Origin of the sequence: Pseudonocardia endophytica (assembly GCF_004339565.1) — a bacterium.
GTDB lineage: Bacteria > Actinomycetota > Actinomycetes > Mycobacteriales > Pseudonocardiaceae > Pseudonocardia > Pseudonocardia endophytica.
Window position 1 is genome coordinate 1,108,065 of the sequence record NZ_SMFZ01000001.1, and the last position, 18,333, is coordinate 1,126,397.

Here is an 18,333-nt window from a genome sequence, read left to right on the forward strand (position 1 = left end):
AAGGAGCCCCTGCCGTGGCCTTCCCCGGTCTCCAGCACGTCGCGATCACCGTGTCCGACCTGAAGCGCAGCACCGACTGGTACGCGACGCTGTTCGGCGCCGACCCGGTCCTGGACGAGGACGAGGAGGGCGGCGAGTTCCACCACACCGTCTTCGCGCTCGACGGCGGCCTGCTGTTCGGCCTGCACACGCACCGGGGCAAGGAGACCGGCGAGCGCTTCGACGAGCACCGCACCGGCCTGGACCACGTCGGTTTCGCCGTCGGGTCGCACGCCGAGCTGGAGCAGTGGGCCGCCAAGCTCGACGAGCTGGGGATCTCGCACGGCGGTGTGAAGCGCGCCCACTACGGCAGCGGCGTGTCGTTCCGCGACCCCGACAACATCGCGCTGGAGTTCTTCACCGCCCCGGAGTGAGCCGGCGCCGCGGCGGGAGCGGGCGCACCCGTTCCCGCCGCGGACGTCCCTCAGCTCAGCGCGTCCACGCCGGTGAGCTCCGCGGACAGCGTCCACAGCCGGGCCGCCTCCGACGGGTCGACCGCGTACGGCCGCACCCCGGACGCCCCCGCCTGCTCGGCGGGCAGCGCCACCTCGCAGTCCTCGAGGTAGAGCCCGCCGCGGCCGTCGAGCTGCGGTGACGTCGCCGCCCACACGGCCGTCGCGGCTCCCTGCTCGGGAGTCTTGAACGACGGGTTGATCGGCGTGCCGTTCTCGTCGATCCACCCGGCCTCGACCATCTCGGCACGCGCCAGGTGCCGCTGCAGCGGGGTCATGATCCCGCCGGGGTGCAGGCCGAACGCCCGCACGCCACGGTCGCGGCCCAGCGCGTCCAGGTGCACGGCGAACAGCACGTTCGCCGTCTTCGCCTGGCCGTAGGCCTCCCACTTGTCGTAGCCGCGGGTGAAGTGGACGTCGTCCCAGCGGATCGACGAGCGGTGGTGGCCGCGGGAGGACACCGACACCACCCGGGCGCCGTCGGCCAGCGCCGGCCAGAGCCGGTTCGCCAGCGCGTAGTGCCCGAGGTGGTTCGTGGCGAACTGGGCCTCCCAGCCGGGCCCGACCCTGGTCTCCGGGCAGGCCATGATCCCGGCGTTGCCGATCAGCATGTCGATCCGGCGCCCGCCGGCCAGGAACCGGTCGGCGAACGCGTGGACGCTGTCCAGGTCACCGAGGTCGAGCGCGTCCACCTCGACGCCCCGGACGCCGGCGAGCTCCGAGGCCGCCGCGTCCGGGCGCCGGGCGGGCACGACGACCTGCGCGCCCGCCGCCGTCATCGCCCTGCTGATCTCGAGCCCGAGGCCCGAGTAGCCGCCGGTGACGACGGCCAGCTTCCCGGTCAGGTCGATCCCGGCCAGCACGTCGGCCGCGGTGCTGGAGGCGCCGAACCCGGAGCCGATCGGTGCCTGGGTCCCGGCGATGTCGCGCGCCGTCGTCATGCGGACACCAGCTTGCTCAGCGTCCGGCCGGCCAGCTCGACCGCGCCCTCCTGGTGGCCGCTGACCGGCAGGTTGATCACCAGACCGTCCACGCCCGCGTCGAGCACGCGGGTCTTCAGATCCGCGGCGACGTCGTCCGGGTCGCCGGCGAACACCCGGCCGGTGGCCGCCGCCCGCTCCTCGTCGGAGAGCGTGTCCGGGTCGACGCCGATCCCGCGCAGGTACGTCGTGACCTGGTCGCGGGCCTTGTCGCCGTCCTCGTCGATCATCACGAACGCCAGGAAGCTGGTCTCCAGGCTCGACCGGTCGCGGCCGGCCTCCTGGCAGCGCTGCGCCAGCGCGTCCAGCTTGCGGGGCAGCTCAGAGGGCTGGCAGATGATGTTGAGGTGGTCGGCGTCGCGGGCGGCGAGCGCGAACGTCTTCTTCTCGCCACCGCCGCCGAGCATGATCGGGAGGTCGTTCCGGATCCGCGGCTCGTTCATCGCCGTCTCGGTCCGGTACCACGTGCCGGAGAACGTCGGGCGGTCCCCGCGCAGCATCGGCTTGATGATCTGCAGGGCCTCGTCGAGCCGCTCGAAGCGGTCGGTGAACGTGCCGAACTCGAACCCGAGCTGGCGGTGCTCCAGCTCGAACCATCCGGCGCCGATCCCGAGCACGGCCCGCCCGCCGCTGACCACGTCCAACGTCGACACGGCCTTGGCCAGCAGCGTCGGGTTCCGGTAGGTGTTGCCGGTGACCAGCGTGGACAGCTGGATCGACGACGTGGCGGTGGCCAGTCCGCCGAGCGCCGTGTACGCCTCGAGCATCGGCTCGTCGGGTGAGCCGAGGCCGGGCAGCTGGTAGAAGTGGTCCATCACGAATGCGGTGTCGAACCCGGCGGCCTCGGCGTCGCGGGTCTGGCGGATGACCGTCGGAAACAGGTCGGAGACCGGAGCGCCGTAGCTGAAGTTCGGCATCTGGTAGCCGAGTCGAATACCCATGACGCAAACGCTAGGACTTCGAGCGCGCTCGAACGCAAGTGCGGAGGTGGTGTGACATGGACCGGCTCGCCGACGCGTGGCGTGACCACCGTGCGCCGCATCTCGTGACCGTGCTCGACGGGCGGGCGCACGTCGTGCCGGTCGGTGTCGACGTGGCAGGCGGTGCGTTCCGCATCGACGCTCCGGGACGCCGGGCCCGCGCGGGTCTCGCACGGAACCCGCAGGTCACGCTCGTCTGGTCACCGTACGACGACGGCGGCTACAGCCTGATCGTCGACGGCACCGCCGAGCTCGACGGGGACGTGCTGCTCGTGTCCCCGACGCGCGCGGTGCTGCACCGCCCCGGCGCGCCGTCGGCTCCCGGCGGGAGCTGCGGTGCGGACTGCGTGGAGCTGGACCCGACGCTGCCGTAGGTCGGTGCGGCTCAGAGCGCGCGGAGGAGACCCGTCCGGTCGTGGCAGCGGGCGTACTCGAACAGGCACTCGTCGGGGTGGGCGACGGACACCTCGTGGTAGAGCCGGATCGTCGTCCCGCGCTGCTCGGCGACCAGCTTCACGAACGAGTCGAAGATCGCCAGGTGGCTGGGGTGGCTCTCCGACCAGCGCTCCAGGTCGGCCATGGTGCGCCACCACCCGAGTCCGAACGTGCGCTCGACGGGCGCGCCGTCGTCGTCGAGGACGGTGAGGTAGCGGTTGCTCCAGCAGCCGACGTCCGGTCCCTCCTCGTGCAGGAAGTCCATGCCCTCGCGCAGGCGCGGCTCGATGTCGGTCAGGTAGCGCTCGCGCTCGTCGCCCGCGGTGTCCGACCAGTCCTGGCCGGAGCGGATCAGGCAGACGCTGCCGGTCGGCCGGACGCGGACGACGTCGCCGTCGCGCTCGACCTCCAGGTGTCCCGGATCGTCCAGGTCCTCGTCCTGGGACGCCGGCATCCGGTCGCGCATGCTCCCCCAGTACGCGTGTTCGAGGACCTGGTCGGAGTACCCCTGCGCGAGGTGCGCGACGCCCTCGGGCCTGCTGCGACGGCCGGTGATCGTCTCGTAGCGCTCGACCCGCGGCCGGATCACCTCGAGCCAGCGTCCGCCCGGCCCGTCGAGCCAGGCACGGCGGTGCGTGGCGAGCCAGTGGTCGAACGCCTCCGGGTCGTCCCAGTAGGCGACGACGACGGCGTCCCCCGGCGCCCGGCCCGGGTCGTCCGACGGGACGAGGGCGCGGTCGACGTGGCGCGGGGCTGCATCACCGGCGAGCGCCTCCGGCGGCAGCTCCGCGACCGGGTCCTCAGCCTGGACGCCGAGGTACGCCATCACGACCTGGCGCTGGTCGAGCGGCGGGCGCGCGACGAACGACGGCGACGGCGGCGTGAACCCGTCGGGCGTCCGGACGGGCCGCGTCCGCTCGACGGTCAGGTGCTCCGGGATCGCGGACTCGGTCATGCGCCCGATCCTAGGTCGAGGGGACGCCCGTCACAGAACGCTGAGCCCGGACCGGAGCGCGCGGTCCGGGTCGTCGCCGAGGCCGACGAGCAGGTGCACGCCCATCGGGACCAGCACGTGCCGCACCGGCTCCTCGATGTCCCGGAAGTGCCCGGCCAGCTCCAGCGACACGAACCCGTGGATCATGCTCGTGAGCTGGGCCGCGACGAGCGCGGCGTTCTCCTCCGGCCGCAGCCTGCCCTGCTCGATCGCCCGGAACACGGCACCGACGACGTGGATCACCGCCTCCTGAGCGGGCCCGGCCGCGACCGCCGTCGCCGCGGGCTCCGGACGGTGCCCGCCCGGCGCGCCGAGGCCGAACATCAGGTCGTAGAGGTGCGGGTTCGCACACGCCACCTCGCGGTAGGCCAGCGCCAGCGCGCAGATGTCGGCGACCGGATCGTCGCCCGCCTCGACGGCGGACATGCGTGCCCCGAGCCGCGAGAACCCCTCGTCGACGACGGCACGCAGCAGCGCGGGCATCGAGCCGAAGTGGTGGTAGAGCGCGGTGGTCGACGCGCCGATCTCCCGGGTGAGCCTGCGGGCCTGCACGGCGTCCGGCCCCTCGCGCTCCAGCAGGCCGATCGCGGCGGTCACGAGGAGGCGGCGGACATCGCGGGGTACGTCACGTCTCGCCACGTTGCCTCCCCTCCCGGCCACGGTTACCGTCGACTGTGTAACGCTGTTACCCCACCGGCGACAGCAGGACACGGTCCCATCCGTGCCCGCCCACCACGCAGCAGGGAGGCCTGGTGACGACCGCGCGGGAGATCGACACCCACCACGATCTCTACCTGGAGCGCACCGTGCTGTGCCCGGGTGAGCCGCTCGACGTCGTCCGCCGCCTCGCCTCCTCCGCCGCCGGTGAGGACCACATGGTCTACGAGAACGGCCGCGAGTGGTCGTTCGCGACCGGTGTCGTCGCAGCGCTCTGGGTGGACACCGACGGGGTGCACCTGCGGACCGAGGGCAACGACGCCGACGTTGCCTGGTCCTCCCTCCCGGCGAACGACCCGCTCCCGGTCCTGCGCTCGCTGCTCGACACGCTGCCGTTCCGCGACTGGCGGGCCTACGGCTGGATCGCATTCGAGCTGGCCGGCGCCCGCGCGCACGGCCGTCCCGCCGGTGCCGACCGGCTGGTCCACCTCGTCGTCCCGCACACCGAGGTCCGGCTCTGCGACGGCGTCGCCCGCGTGCGCTCCGCCGACCGGGCCGGACTCGACAGCGCCGCGGCGGCACTGGCCTCCCGTTACCGCGTCCCGGCGCAGACGCACGCCGTGACCGTCGACTCGCACGGGCACGGCGCCGCGGAGCACGAGGCCCGCGTCGCCCGCGCGGTGGCCGCGATCCGCCGCGGCGAGCTGGACAAGGTCGTGATGTCCCGGGTGGTGCCGGTCCCCGAGGAGATCGACCTGGTCGAGACGTTCGTCGCCGGGCGCCGCGCGAACGCCCCCGCCCGCTCGTTCCTGTTCTCGCTCGGCGGGCTGGACGCCGCGGGCTACAGCCCGGAGGTGCTCGTCGCCACCGATCCGGCGGGGCGGGTCGTGAGCCAGCCGCTGGCCGGGACGCGCGCCCGTACCGGCGACCCGGACACCGACGCGCGCCTGCGCGACGAGCTGCGTCGCGACCCGAAGGAGGTCGTCGAGCACGCGGTGTCCGTCCGCGCCGTCGTCGAGGACCTGCGCGAGGTCTGCGAGGACGTGTGCGTGCACGACTACATGGACGTCGTCGAGCGGGGTTCGGTGCAGCACCTGGCCTCCCAGGTCGGCGGCCGTCTCTCGGCGGGCCGCGACGGTTGGGACGCGCTCGGCGCGATCTTCCCGACGGCCACCGCGTCCGGCGTCCCGAAGCAGGCGGCCTGCGACCTGATCGCCTCCGACGAGTCCGAGCCCCGCGGCCTCTACGCCGGCGCCGTGCTCACCGCCGACGCGGGCGGCGCCCTGGACGCCGGGCTCGTGCTGCGCACCGTGCAGCGCCGCGACGGCCGCACCTGGCTCCGTGCGGGCGGTGGGATCATCGAGGCGTCCCGCCCGGAGCGCGAGCTGGAGGAGACCCGGGAGAAGCTGGGCAGCGTCGCCGGGTTCCTGGTCCCCGCCGCGCCCCGCCCGTAACGCCCGTCGCGCCGGTCCGCACGGTGATCCGCAGCCCGCTCGGTGATCCGCCGTACGCACGGTGATCCGCCGTACGCGCACGTCCGCGGACAACGCACCCGGCCGGACACACGCGTCCACCGAACCAGCCCGCGCCCACCGGATCAGCGCGCACTCCACGGATCATGACCACCCGACAGCGCCCTCACCACCGGCGACACCATCCGCACGGTGATCCGCAGCCCGCACGCCTCCACGGAGAACGCACCCGCCCGGACACACGCGTCCACCGAACCAGCCCGCGCCCACCGGATCAGAACGCGTTTCCCAATTCATGTCCCCACCCGCGGCAGCACCCACCACCGGCGACACCACCACCCGCACGGTGATCCGCAGGACGCGCACGTCCGCGGACAATGCACGCGACCGGCCACGCGCACCCACCGAACCAGCGCGCGTCGCTCGGATCAGCGCGCATTCTTCTGGATCACCGCGCGTTCTCCGGATCACCGCGCACCGACCGGATCAGCCCGCAACCCGTGGATCACACCCAGGAACGGCACCCCACCGTCGGCGACACCGCCATCCGCACGGTGATCCGCCGTACGCGCACGTCCGCGGACAATGCACGCGACCGGCCACGCGCACCCACCGAACCAGCGCGCGTCGCTCGGATCAGCGTGCGTTCTTCCGGAGCACCGTGCGTTCCCTGGATCACCGCGCACCGACCGGATCAGCGCGCAACTCGTGGATCACGCCGAGGGACGGCGCCCCACCGTTGGCGACACCACCACCCGCACGGTGATCCGCCGTACGCGCACGTCCGCGGACAATGCACGCGACCGGCCACGCGCACCCACCGAACCAGCGCGCGTCGCTCGGATCAGCGTGCGTTCTTCCGGAGCACCGTGCGTTCCCCGGAGCACCGCGTACCGAGCGGAGCAGCGCGCGTTCCCCGGACCACGCCCCCAGGGACGGCACCCCACCGTCAGCGACCATCCGCACGGTGATCCGCAGTTCGCGCACCTCCACGGAGAATGCGCGCGCCCGGCCGCACGCATCCACCGGATCACGACGCGTCCTCCGGATCAGCGCGCGTTATCTGGATCAGCGTGGGCCACTCGGATCAGCGTGCGTCCCCCGAATCACGACGCATTCTCCGGATCAACGAGCGTCCCCCGGATCAACGCGCGCTCCCCGAATCATGTCCCCACCCGCGGCAGCACCCGCCACCGGCGACACCACCATCCGCACGGTGATCCGCAGTACGCGCACCTCCACGGACAACGCACCCGCCCGAACACGCGCACCTACCGAACCAGCGCGCGTCCTTCGGATCAGCGCACGTTCTTCCGGACCACCGTGCGTTCTTCCGGACCACCGTGCGTTCCCCGGATCACCGCGCACCGACCGATCAGCCCGCAACCCGTGGATCACGCCCAGGGACGGCGCCCCACCACCGGCGACACCGCCATCCGCACGGTGATCCGCAGTACGCGCACCTCCAGGGACGATGCGCGCGCCCGGCAGCACGCATCCCTCGGATCACGACGCGTCGTCCGGATCAGCGCGCGGTCGGCGGGAGTCGGGTTCGCAGGTGCGGAACACCCCGGTTCCGCCGCGGGTCGAGGGACGGGAGGCTCGCGCCCATGGAGACGTTCGGTCACGTCATCGACGGCCAGGAGACCAGCGACGGCGCGACGTTCGCCTCGGTCGACCCGTGGACGCGCCAGCCGTGGTCGGACGTCGCGCTGGGCGGGGCGGCCGAGGCCGACCGGGCGGTGACCTCGGCGCGGCGGGCGTTCGACGAGGGCCCGTGGTCGCGGATGGGGTACGGCGAGCGCGGGGCGCTGCTGCACAAGCTGGCCGACCTGATCGAGTCGCACGCCGACGAGCTGGCTGCGGCCGACTCGCACGACATGGGCAAGCCGGTCGCGGACGCCAAGGGCAAGGACGTCCCGCGCACGGCGCAGAACTTCCGCTTCTTCGCCGACCACGCCCGCCTGGCGACGGCCGAGACGCTGCCGATGGACACCGGCCACCACACGTACACGCGTTACGAGCCGGCCGGCGTCGTCGCCGCGATCGCGCCGTGGAACTTCCCGCTGATGCTGGAGTCGTGGAAGGTCGCGCCCGCGCTGGCGTGGGGGAACACGGTCGTGCTCAAGCCGGCCGAGGACTCCCCCGCGTCGGCGACGATCCTGGCCCGGCTCGCGCTGGAGGCCGGCATCCCGCCGGGCGTGCTGAACGTGCTGCACGGCTATGGGCCGGGCTCCGCGGGCGAAGCGCTGACCAGGGACAAGCGGGTCGACCGGATCACGTTCACCGGCGAGTCCGCGACCGGCCGCGTGATCACCGAGGCGGCCGCGCGCAACCTCACGCCGGTCAGCCTGGAGCTCGGAGGGAAGGGCGCGAACCTGGTGTTCGACGACGCCGACCTGGACGCGTCCGTCGACTGGTCGATCCGCGCGATCTTCACCAACGCCGGGCAGGTCTGCCTGGCCGGGTCCCGCCTCTACGTCCAGCGCGGGATCCTCGACGAGTTCCTGGACCGTTTCGTCGCCGCCGCGGAGGCGATGGTGATCGGCGACCCGCGCGAGGCGTCGACGCAGATCGGGCCGCTGGCGTCGGAGACGCACTGGCGCAAGGTGACCGGCTACCTCTCGGAGCCGGCGGGCAAGGTCCTGACCGGCGGCACCGGCGACGGCTGGGTCGTCCGCCCGACGGTGATCGTGGACGCACCGGCGGACTCGGCGATCCAGCGCGAGGAGGTGTTCGGGCCGGTCGTCACGGTGACGCCGTTCGACACCGAGGACGAGGCCGTGTCGGCCGCGAACGACTCGCCGTACGGGCTGAACGCGATGGTGTTCACGGAGAACCTGTCGCGGGCACACCGGGTCGCGGCGCGGCTGCGGGCCGGCACGATCTGGACGAACTGCTTCTTCATCCGGGACCTGAGGGCGCCGTTCGGCGGGTTCGCCGACTCCGGGTGGGGCCGCGAGGGCGGCAACTTCAGCCGCGAGTTCTTCACCGAGCCGAAGGCCGTGGTGATGGCCATCAGGCAGTGATCCATCGAGCAGTGAACCGCGACGGGCCGGATGGCAGTATCCGGACGTGACGGTACTGCTGAGCTCCCCGGACGACCTGACTCTGGACGCGGTGCGCCGGATCGCACGCGGCGGTGAGGACGCGGAGCTCGCACCCGCGGCGCTGGACGCGATCGGGCGGCGGCGCGACGAGTTCCTCGCGTTCGTCGACGCGAACCTCGACCGGTACCTCTACGGCATCACCACACGCCACGACACGGCCGCCAAGCAGTTGCTCGACGAGCCGGGGCGGCGCGAGTACGGCGCCGTCATGCCGCCGACGCCCCCGACCGTCGGCCCGCCGCTGCCGGACCGCGTGCTGCGGACGGTCCTGGTCGCCCGCCTGGCCGACGTGCTGCACGGGACGGCGCCGGTCCGCCCCGGGACCGCGGGCCGCCTCGTCGACCTGTTGCGCAGGCCCGATCTCCCCACGGTCCCGGCGGCCGGGCACGGCGAGCCGGGCGACATCATCGCGCTCGGTGCGCTGCTGCGGCCCGAGTTCGAGCACACCCTCGAGATCGGCGAGGGCATGTTCCTGGTCAACGGCTCGTCCGTGGCCGCGGCCGTGCTCGCCGACGCCGTGCTCGACGCCGGCGACCGCCTCGACCGGGCCGAGCGGGTGCTGGCCCTGTCCGCCGTCGCCGGGTCCAGCCCGGACATGCACTACGACGAGGCGCTCGGCCGCATCTGGCGGGACCCGCACCAGGCCGAGGTGCTCGCCCGGTTCCGCGAGCTGCTCTCCGGCGCCGCCCGCCCGCAGCTCCCCTACCAGGCGCCGGTGTCGTTCCGCAGCGCGCCGCGCGTGCTCGGGTCGGTGCGCCGGGCGCTCGCGCACGCCGAACAGGCCGCGGCGATCGGGCTGTCCGCCGCGTCGAACAACCCGGTGTTCACCGGCACCGACATCCTGTCCAACGGCGGGTACCACAACCCGCTGGCGTCCCCGGCCCTCGACGCGCTCACCCACGGCTGGGCCGACCTGACCCACCTGGTGACCGCGCAGATCAACCGGCTGGTCGAGGTGCCGGACGGGGTCCGGGCCCACGAGAGCGAGCCACGGGTGAGCGGGTTCGGAATGCCCGCCAACGGCTGGGCCGACCAGGCACGGGCGGCGGCCCAGCCGTCGCTGGTCGGGGTCGGGCGCAGCGGCCCGACGGACACGAGCACCCCGGACGTGCTCGCCTGGCGCCAGTGCGGCGACGCCGGCTACGCGCTGGACGCGAACCTGTCGCTGCTCGCCGTCCTCGCCTCGCACACGCTCGCCTACCGGAAGGACGTCGTACCGCCCGGCCTGGCCGACCTGCACGCGTCGGTGCTCGGACACTACGGCCTGGACACGACCCCGCTCGGGGCGATGGACGCGATGGCCGACGTGTTCGCGGTGCTCACCGGCCGGTGACCGGGCCTCGGCGGAGCACCGTGAACTCCACCGGCAGCGTCGTGATCGCCCACGTCGTGCCGACCTGTTCGACGACGGCGTCCGGGTCGGCGACCCGGATGTCGCCCATCGCGGCCAGCACCTCCTCGAACGCGATCCGCATCTCGGTGCGCGCCATGTGCACCCCGACGCACAGGTGCGCACCGAACCCGTAGGCCATGTGCCGGTTCGGACGACGGTCCGGGACGATCTCGTCGGGCCGGTCGAACACGGCCGGGTCGTGGTTGGCGCCCGCCCAGTTCAGGTAGATCCGGTCCCCGACGGCGAAGTCGTGCGCGCCCAGCGAGAACGGAGCGGTGACCGTGCGGGTGTGCGAGCGGGTCGGCGTCACGTAGCGCATCAGCTCGTCGAGCGCCGTCGGGATCGACGACGGGTCGTCGCGCAGCGAGCGTTGCAGCTCCGGCTCCTCGGCCAGGACCAGGAACATCATGCTCATCGAGCTGGCCGTGGTCTCGAACCCGGCGGGCAGCAGGATCATGCAGTAGTCGAGGATCTCGGTCTCGGTCAGCGGGCGACCGTCCACGGTGGCCGAGCAGAGCCGGGACACGATGTCGTCGGCCGGGTCGCGGCGCTTCTTGGCCGACAGCCCGTCGAAGTAGGCGTAGATCTCCTCGGCCGCGCGCCCGTCGCCCGCGCGTCCACGGACGAGCGAGACGGCCAGCTCGGCCAGCCGGTCGCGGTCCGGGCCGGGGACGCCGAGCGCGTCCATCAGCGCGTGCACGGCGAGCGGGTTGCAGATCTCGGTGAACAGGTCGCAGGACCCACGCTCCAGCACCGGGGCCAGCAGGTCGCGCACGATCTCCCGGTAGTACGGCTCCTTCTCCTTCTGCGCGGCCCGGGACAGCGGCTCGGCGATGATCTGCTTGTACTGGCGGTGCAACGGCGGGTCGGACTCCATCGGGATGACCGGCCGCACGTTGCCGAAGTTCTGCAGCAGCACCGGGAAGTTGGACAGCTCGGTGCCCTCCCGTTTGTGCACCTCCAGCAGGGCGTCGTAACCGGAGACGGTCCAGATGCCGCTCTCGAACCCGTCGGTACGGGTGATCGGGCACTCCTGCGCCATCCGGCCGGCGACCCGTCCGTAGCGGCCGCGGGTCAGGCCGGGGCAGACCGGGTCGAAGTGGTCACGCAGGTGGTCGAGGTCCTCGTGCTCCGCGGCGTCGGCGGACGGGTCCCAGTAGCGCTCGGTCATCGTCGACTCCCCCTCTCGCGCAACCGGACCGTAGCCCGGATCGGGGGCCGGCGGGGAGTGCGCTCCGCCGAGGACGGGCCGAACGCCCTCCCCAGCGCGACGGTCGCCGGCCACAGCGTCTGTGCGACGACGAGCGCGCGTTCGGCCAGCCCGAGCTGCCGTCCCCCGCCGACCAGCTCGACCGTGAACCAGGCCAGCAGCACGACCAGGACGGACGTCACGACGACGGCGGGCGCGCGCCTGCTCCACCGGTCCACCGCCGGGTCGTCACGCGAGCGGGACGCGGCCAGCGGCCAGAGCGCGAACGCCGCCCAGCCCACGCCGGCCGCGACCATGTGCACGGTCGAGCTGCCCTGCGCGGGCTGGGGCATCAGCCCGGCGAGCGTCACGGCCACGCCGCCGACCGCGAGCACCATCCGTCCACGGGCCCGCATCCCGGGCAGCGCCGCCGCGACCACCACGTAGCCGACGCCGAGCGCGAGCAGCGTGGTCGTCATGATCCAGCGGTCGGTCGCGCCACGGTTGGCGAGCGCGCTGAACGTCTGCCGCACCGGGTCGTACCCCGGCGCCTGCGCGGCCGCGGCGAACCCGGCACCGACGAGCACCAGGACCGGCGCCGCGACGGCGAACGCGGACGCCGTCCACCCCGCACCCGAACGGATCCCCGGCGCCGACGTGGTCATCTCCCGAGTGTGCTCCCGGTGGGCGCGTGATCCGCAGCCGTGGAGCGAACCGTGCGCAGGCCGACCGTTGCGCTCCCCGAACAGCGATCAGCCCCGCCCGAACCACTCCGTCGCCAGCAGCTCGTGGCTGCGCACCCGGTCGGCGTGGTCGGTCGTGATCGTCGTGACGATCACCTCGTCGGCCCCGGTCGCGCGGGCGAGCACGTCCAGGCCCTCGCACACCGTGGTGGGCGACCCGACGATCTGGGTGCTCACGCGATCCGCCACACCGGCCCGCTCCGCGTCCGTCCACTCGCGAGCGCGGGCCTCGGCCGGTGTCACGTACGCCTGGGCGCCCCGCCCGGCACGGATGTCGAGCACCCACTGGCCGTAGGGCGCCGCGAGCTCGCGGGCGGTGTCGTCGTCCGGCCCGACGACGACGTCCGCGGACACGATCACGTACGGCTCGTCGATCCGGCCCGGCCGGAACGCGGAACGGTAGGCGGACACCGCGTCCAGCACACCGTGCGGCGCGACGTGGTACCCGGCCGCGAGCGCGAGGCCCCGCTCCCCGGCCGTCGTCGCGCTGTCCCCGCCGCTGGTGGCCAGCACGAGCACCTGCAGGTCGGCGCCGAGCGCGGGCAGCACCGGCATCTCGGCGCCGTCCGGTCGCCGGGCTGTGCCGTCCACGTAGGACAGCACCTCGTCGACGAGCGGGCCGTACTCCGGCGACGGCTGGTCGGACCGGAAGCCCATGATCTCGGCGAGCGCGCGGAACTGGGACAGGTCACCGGCGAACCGCGCGGGCGCCGGGACCAGCAGCCCCTCGACCACCCGGTCGGCCGGTCGCGCGCCGTTCCCGTCCGGGGCTCCGGCCCGTCCGGCCTCGATCGCGCGGAGGATCTTGTGCAGGTCGAACCGGCCGAGCCCGACGTCGACCCGGCCCGGGTACAGCGCGGCGACCGTCCCGAACTGCTCGGCCACCTGCAACGGCCGGGTGCCCGGCATCTGCACGGCGCCGGAGCCGACCCGGATCGTCGACGTCGCCGCGGCGATCTGCCCGACCAGCACCGGCGTCGACGACGACGCCACACCCGGGACCAGGTGGTGCTCGGCCACCCAGTAGCGGTGGTACCCGGCGGACTCGGCGACGCGTGCCAGGTCGATCGTGCTGCGCAGGGCGTCGGAGGCCGTGCCGCCGGACGGCACCGGCGACAGGTCGAGGACCGACAGCGGGAGCGGGCTCATCCGGCGTCGAGCCATCCCGAGGTCAGCAGCACCAGCCCGAGCGAGCACGCGGCCACCACGACGAGCCCCAGCGCGGCGACGATCAGCGGTCGCCATCCGCTGCGCGCCATCTCCCGGATGTCGAAGTTCAGCCCGACCCCGGCGAAGCACAGCAGGAACGCCCACTTGGACAGGTTCCCGAGGCTGCTGACCTCCGGCTTGGACAGCAGACCCGCCGTCGCCACCGCGGACACCACGACGAAGCCGAGCACGAACTTCGGGAACGTCCGCCACACGAACGCCGTCCGCGCCCGCAGGCCGGGCGCGACCGCGACACCGCCGCGGGTCGACCAGTAGATCGCGTAGACGAGCACGACGACGCCGATCAGCGCGTTGCGCGTGTTCTTCACCGCGACGGCCGTCTGCTGCGCCTCCGCGGAGTACGCCGCGCCCGTCGCGGCCGTCTCCGCGGTGTTGTCCACGGCGAGCCCGGCCCACAGCCCGAACTGCGTGTCGGTCAGCTGCAGCAGGTGCCCGATCGCCGGGAACGAGAACAGCGCGACGGCGCCGAGCGCGAGGATCGCGGCGATCGCGTAGCCGGAGTCCTCGTCGTCGGCGTCGATCGCCCCGCGCGACGCGACGATCGCCGACACACCGCAGATCGACGTGCCGACGGCGAGCAGTGTGGACAGCTTGCCGCCGAGCCCGAACAGTCTGCCCACCAGCAGGATCACCGCAGTGGCGATCGCCATGTCGACGAGGATCAGGCCGAGGCTGAACCCGCCGAGCTTCGCCAGGTCGCCGAGCAGGAACCGGGCGCCGAGCAGCACGATGCCGATCTTCAGCCAGAACTCGTAGGTCCCGACGCCGGGCCGGAAGATCTCCGGCACGCCGACCGTGTTCCGGATGACGAGTCCGATCAGGATCGCCCACAGCACGTACTCGACGTCCGGGAGCGCCGTGCCGGTCGCCGTGCCGACGGCGCGCAGGCCGAGCTGCAGGTACGCGGCCACGATCCCGATCACGGCGAGCAGCAGCAGGCCCGGCAGGTAGCGGGGCAGCTCGCGGGCGCCGCCACGGGTGGCGGGCGCGGTGCCGGTCGGGGCGGTCACTTGACCAGGAACGGGATCGACGGGAGCAGGCCGAGCAGGGCCAGCAGGACGACGACGGCGGCCACGATCACGGCCGCCCAGTCGGCGCCGATGCGGGCACCGAGGCCGGGGCGCTGCGCCGGGTCGGACACGGGCTCTGGCGAGGAATCGGTACTCACGGGGTGCCTCCCATGGCTGTGCGCAACCGATCACCGGAGCGCAGAGGACGGCGGCGCGCCACGCGCTCCGCCGAAAGACGGGTCAGACCCGGCGACAGCCACTGGCCGTGACGAAGCAGCAGTCGATCCATCGACGCTGCGTCAGCGGTCCGTGGGGCACGGACGGAGACGTTACGGTGCGCAACGGGCTCTCCGCACCCCCGAACCGGGAGATCGGTTTCTCCGGTGGTCCCGCGAGGGCCGGGCGACCCACCCGTCCTACTCTCGCCGCCATGCGGCTTGGCTACCTCACCCACGTGACCGGTGACGATCCGGCGCGCGCGTACCGGGAGACCATCGAGCTGGCGATCGAGGCGGAGCGGCTCGGGTTCGACTCGTTCTGGGTCGCCCAGCACCACGACGGGCATCTGGGTGGCCTGCTCGGGTCCCCGCTCGTGCTGCTCGGGGCCATCGCCCAGTACACCGAACGGATGCGGCTGGGCACCGGTGTGATCGCCCTGCCGTTGGAGGACCCGCTCCGCCTGGCCGAGGACGCGGCCGTCGCCGACGCGCTGTCCGGCGGGCGGCTCGAGCTCGGCATCGGTGCCGGGGCCGACGCGGACGCCTCGGACCGCTTCGGGCGCGACCACGACGAGCGCCACGAGGACTGCCTCGCGGCGCTGGACCGGCTGCTCGAGCTGCTCCCCGGGGACGAGCCGCAGTCGCGGATCTGGTGGGCGACCGGCCGACCCGAGACCGTCGACGCGGCGGCCGACCGCGGCGTCGGACTGCTGTCCGGGCGGCGCGGTGAGGCGCACCCCGAGGTGGCAGGCGACCTCGCGCGGTACTGGACCTACTGCCATGGCACGCCACGGGTCGCGCTGTCCCGGCCGCTGATCGAGGACGAGAGCAGTACCGAGACGCTGGTGCGCTGGGCCGAGGACCCGGCGTTGCCGTGGGCGGGCGAGATCGTCGTCCAGGCCCAGCCGGCGACCGCGCCCACCGCACGGCACCGCGAGGTGCTGCGCCGGGTCGCCGACGAGATCGCGCCCCGGCTCGAGGAGCCGAACGGGATCCGCCCCGGCCGCGAGCGGTTGTCGGCGACGAGGTCCGCGACCTGACGGATCTCCGGAAGCGACCCCGCGCGGACGCCTCGACCGGCCCGGTCCGGGCTCGGCGACCCGTGCCGAGGGGCTTGCCGAACGCGGTCCGCGGGGCCGACCCTTGTCCCAGGGCGGGCGAGAGGGCGCGAAGCGATGCAGCCGGACCACGTGTGGACCCACGTCACCGACGAGCAGGCCGCCGGCCGGGCGTGCGTGATGTGCGGACGACCCACCGATCAGCCCGGCTGGGCCGGTGTCGTGGTCGGACTGTCGGACTCCGGAGACCCGGTCTACGCCTGCTCCGGCGGGGAGGGTCAGATCCTCGGCGGCGACCCACGACCCGCCGCCCGCACGTGCGCGGACCAGGCGGCGCTCGTCGTCCCGGACTCGCCGGAGGGGCTCGGACTGTGACCTGATCTGAGTTGCTCTGAACAACTCAGCCCGGATACGCTCCGGTCGTCGGTCGACGATCCGGGAGGTCCACATGGGAGAGGCCACGTCCGTGCACGGCACGGACGATCCCCGGCCGGCCCCGCGGCCCGGCACCGTCCTGCTCGTCGTCTCCGCCGCGGCGTTCCTGGCGAGCCTCGACCTGTTCGTCGTCGCGATCGCGTTCCCGGCGATCCGCGCCGACTTCCCCGGCACCGACCTGGCAGGCATGTCGTGGGTGCTCAACGGCTACACGGTCGTGTTCGCCGCGTTCCTGGCGCTGGCCGGACGGCTCGGCGACCGCTACGGCCACCGGCGCGTGTTCCGGGCCGGCCTGGTGGTGTTCACGCTCGCGTCCGCGGCGTGCGCGGTCTCCCCGTCGGTGGGGGTGCTGGTCGCCGCCAGGGCCGTGCAGGCGCTCGGTGCGGCGCTGCTGACCCCGGCGTCGCTGGCGCTGCTGCTGGCCGCGTACCCGGCCGAGCGGCGTGCGCGGGCGGTCGGCACGTGGGCGTCGATCGGGGCGGTCGCCGCGGCACTCGGCCCGCCCGTCGGCGGCCTGCTCGTCGAGCTGTCGTGGCACTGGGTCTTCCTGATCAACCTGCCGGTCGGGCTCGCCGCGCTGGTCGCGGCCGGTCGCGTGCTCCCCGCGGTCCGTCCGGCCGGGACCGGACGCCCGGACGTCGCGGGCGCGGTCGCGCTCGTCGCGGCCGTCGGTGCGCTGGCCTGGGCCCTGGTGCGGGCCGCCGACGCCGGCTGGACCGATCCGTGGGTGGCGGCCGGGTTCGTGGTGAGCGCACTCGGGCTGGGCATGGTCGTGGCCCGGTCGGTCCGGCATCCCGTCCCCGCGCTCGACCTCGCCGTGCTGCGCTCGGTCCCGCTGCGCCTCGCGAGCACCGCGATGCTGCTGTTCACCACCGGCTTCTCGGCGATGTTGCTGGTCAACGTGCTGTTCCTGACCGGGACGTGGGGGTGGTCGGCTCGTCTGGCCGGGCTGGCGCTGGCGCCGGGGCCGCTCGTCGTGGTCGTCGTGGCGCGGTTCGCGGGTGGCTGGGCGGCCCGGTTCGGACCCGGCCCGGTCGCCGCGGCGGGCGGCCTGTCCTTCGCGCTCGGGCCGGTGTGGTGGCTGGCCTCGCTCGGGCCGGAGCCTGCCTACCTCACCGGTGTGCTGCCCGGACAGCTCCTCACCGGCCTGGGTGTCGGGCTGATCCTGCCGTCGCTGTCGTCCGTCGTCGGCTCGGCGCTGCCCGCCCCGCGCTGGGGCGCAGGGTCCTCGCTGCTGAACACGGCGCGCCAGATCGGCGCGGTGCTCGGCACGGCGCTGGCGGTGACGGTCGTCGGTGCGACGACGACGGGGCGCGGCGAGCTCGCGCTCCTGCGGCACGGGTGGATCATGCTGGTCGTCTGCGGCGCGGCCGCGTCCCTGACCGGAGCCGTGCTCTGGGCCGTCGGGACCGCCGAGCGCCGCCCGGCCCTGGAGGGAGCGACGTGACCACCGGATTCACCTACACCGACTTCGACTCGGAGAGCTGCTCGATCGCCCGCACCGCACATCTGCTGGGCGACCCGTGGACCGTGTTGCTCGTCCGCGACCTGCGCAACGGCGTCCACCGCTTCGACGAGCTCGCCCGCCACCTCGGCATCGCGCGCAACGTGCTGACGCGGCGGCTGTCCGCGCTGGTCGACCGCGGTGTGGTGGAGAAGGTCGAGTACCGCGAGCCGGGGCGACGGGCGCGGGCCGAGTACCGGCTCACCGCGCTCGGACGCGACCTCGGTGTCGTGCTGTCCGCGCTCATGCAGTTCGGCGACCGCCACCTCGACGGCGGCGCCGGACCCCCGGTCGTCCCGCGGCACGTCGGGTGCGGGGCACCGATCCGCCTGGTCAGCGAATGCGCCGCCGGGCACCGGATCACCGGCTCCGACGCCATCGAGATCGAACCCGGCCCGGGCGCCCGCCCGCGGCCGGGCCGTACTGGTGCGTAG

Annotated in this window: 18 protein-coding genes; 9 read left to right on the plus strand and 9 right to left on the minus strand. The window is 73.7% G+C overall.

Annotation, left to right across the window (positions count from 1 at the left end; all coding sequences use genetic code 11):
• Positions 1 to 14: 14 nt before the first annotated feature.
• On the plus strand, positions 15 to 413 hold the full coding sequence (locus EV378_RS04755) for a VOC family protein (RefSeq protein ID WP_132421489.1): 399 nt from the start codon (positions 15 to 17) through the stop codon (positions 411 to 413).
• Positions 414 to 463: 50 nt separating this feature from the next.
• On the opposite strand, the gene EV378_RS04760 is transcribed toward EV378_RS04755, so the two are convergent.
• A complete protein-coding gene (locus EV378_RS04760) occupies positions 464 to 1,432 on the minus strand; it encodes an SDR family NAD(P)-dependent oxidoreductase (protein WP_132421490.1) in 969 nt (322 codons plus the stop codon).
• A complete protein-coding gene (locus EV378_RS04765; protein WP_132421491.1) occupies positions 1,429 to 2,412 on the minus strand; it encodes an LLM class F420-dependent oxidoreductase in 984 nt (327 codons plus the stop codon). The genes EV378_RS04760 and EV378_RS04765 overlap by 4 nt, the downstream gene beginning before the upstream one ends.
• Before the next feature lie 56 nt (positions 2,413 to 2,468).
• Here EV378_RS04765 and EV378_RS04770 point away from each other — a divergent pair, with 56 nt between their 5' ends.
• The gene (locus EV378_RS04770; protein WP_132421492.1) at positions 2,469 to 2,825 is read left to right on the plus strand and encodes a pyridoxamine 5'-phosphate oxidase family protein; all 357 of its coding nucleotides are present in this window, start codon (positions 2,469 to 2,471) and stop codon (positions 2,823 to 2,825) included.
• A gap of 11 nt (positions 2,826 to 2,836) precedes the next feature.
• Here the strand turns inward: EV378_RS04770 and EV378_RS04775 are convergent, their stop codons facing one another.
• Together EV378_RS04775 and EV378_RS04780 are read right to left on the minus strand one after the other, a co-directional pair.
• Positions 2,837 to 3,841, minus strand: a complete 1,005-nt coding sequence (locus tag EV378_RS04775) for a phenylacetaldoxime dehydratase family protein (RefSeq protein ID WP_132421493.1) — start codon at positions 3,839 to 3,841, stop codon at positions 2,837 to 2,839.
• A gap of 30 nt (positions 3,842 to 3,871) precedes the next feature.
• Positions 3,872 to 4,519: a TetR/AcrR family transcriptional regulator gene (locus EV378_RS04780; protein WP_165922141.1), complete on the minus strand. Its 648-nt coding sequence runs from the start codon at positions 4,517 to 4,519 to the stop codon at positions 3,872 to 3,874.
• A 113-nt stretch (positions 4,520 to 4,632) separates the two neighbouring features.
• Between EV378_RS04780 and EV378_RS04785 the strand changes: the two genes are divergently transcribed.
• The 3 genes from EV378_RS04785 (at position 4,633) to EV378_RS04795 (ending at position 10,452) form a co-directional block, all read left to right on the plus strand.
• Complete coding sequence (locus EV378_RS04785) at positions 4,633 to 5,991, plus strand: salicylate synthase (protein WP_243653286.1); 1,359 nt, start codon at positions 4,633 to 4,635, stop codon at positions 5,989 to 5,991.
• A 1,628-nt stretch (positions 5,992 to 7,619) separates the two neighbouring features.
• A complete protein-coding gene (locus EV378_RS04790) occupies positions 7,620 to 9,038 on the plus strand; it encodes an aldehyde dehydrogenase (RefSeq protein ID WP_132421495.1) in 1,419 nt (472 codons plus the stop codon).
• Positions 9,039 to 9,084: 46 nt separating this feature from the next.
• A complete protein-coding gene (locus EV378_RS04795) occupies positions 9,085 to 10,452 on the plus strand; it encodes an aromatic amino acid lyase (protein ID WP_132421496.1) in 1,368 nt (455 codons plus the stop codon).
• Here EV378_RS04795 and EV378_RS04800 read toward each other — a convergent pair.
• The 5 genes from EV378_RS04800 to EV378_RS35205 form a co-directional block, all read right to left on the minus strand.
• Complete coding sequence (locus tag EV378_RS04800; protein WP_132421497.1) at positions 10,439 to 11,683, minus strand: cytochrome P450; 1,245 nt, start codon at positions 11,681 to 11,683, stop codon at positions 10,439 to 10,441. The genes EV378_RS04795 and EV378_RS04800 overlap by 14 nt on opposite strands.
• Entirely contained in the window at positions 11,680 to 12,366 is a 687-nt protein-coding gene (locus EV378_RS04805) for a DUF998 domain-containing protein (protein ID WP_132421498.1), read from the minus strand. Before EV378_RS04805 ends, EV378_RS04800 begins: the two co-directional genes overlap by 4 nt.
• Before the next feature lie 87 nt (positions 12,367 to 12,453).
• Positions 12,454 to 13,593, minus strand: coding sequence for an LLM class flavin-dependent oxidoreductase (locus tag EV378_RS04810; RefSeq protein ID WP_132421499.1), 1,140 nt, complete (start codon positions 13,591 to 13,593; stop codon positions 12,454 to 12,456).
• Positions 13,590 to 14,684, minus strand: a complete 1,095-nt coding sequence (locus tag EV378_RS04815; RefSeq protein WP_132421500.1) for a YeiH family protein — start codon at positions 14,682 to 14,684, stop codon at positions 13,590 to 13,592. Before EV378_RS04815 ends, EV378_RS04810 begins: the two co-directional genes overlap by 4 nt.
• Entirely contained in the window at positions 14,681 to 14,842 is a 162-nt protein-coding gene (locus tag EV378_RS35205; protein WP_165922142.1) for a hypothetical protein, read from the minus strand. Before EV378_RS35205 ends, EV378_RS04815 begins: the two co-directional genes overlap by 4 nt.
• Before the next feature lie 272 nt (positions 14,843 to 15,114).
• Between EV378_RS35205 and EV378_RS04820 the strand changes: the two genes are divergently transcribed.
• The 4 genes from EV378_RS04820 (at position 15,115) to EV378_RS36875 (ending at position 18,333) form a co-directional block, all read left to right on the plus strand.
• The gene (locus EV378_RS04820; protein ID WP_132421501.1) at positions 15,115 to 15,942 is read left to right on the plus strand and encodes an LLM class flavin-dependent oxidoreductase; all 828 of its coding nucleotides are present in this window, start codon (positions 15,115 to 15,117) and stop codon (positions 15,940 to 15,942) included.
• Between the two features lie 135 nt (positions 15,943 to 16,077).
• Entirely contained in the window at positions 16,078 to 16,335 is a 258-nt protein-coding gene (locus EV378_RS04825) for a hypothetical protein (RefSeq protein WP_132421502.1), read from the plus strand.
• A 73-nt stretch (positions 16,336 to 16,408) separates the two neighbouring features.
• Positions 16,409 to 17,842, plus strand: coding sequence for an MFS transporter (locus EV378_RS04830; RefSeq protein WP_132421503.1), 1,434 nt, complete (start codon positions 16,409 to 16,411; stop codon positions 17,840 to 17,842).
• Positions 17,839 to 18,333 (plus strand): winged helix-turn-helix transcriptional regulator, encoded by a 495-nt coding sequence (locus EV378_RS36875; protein WP_132421504.1) that lies wholly within the window; start codon positions 17,839 to 17,841, stop codon positions 18,331 to 18,333. Before EV378_RS04830 ends, EV378_RS36875 begins: the two co-directional genes overlap by 4 nt.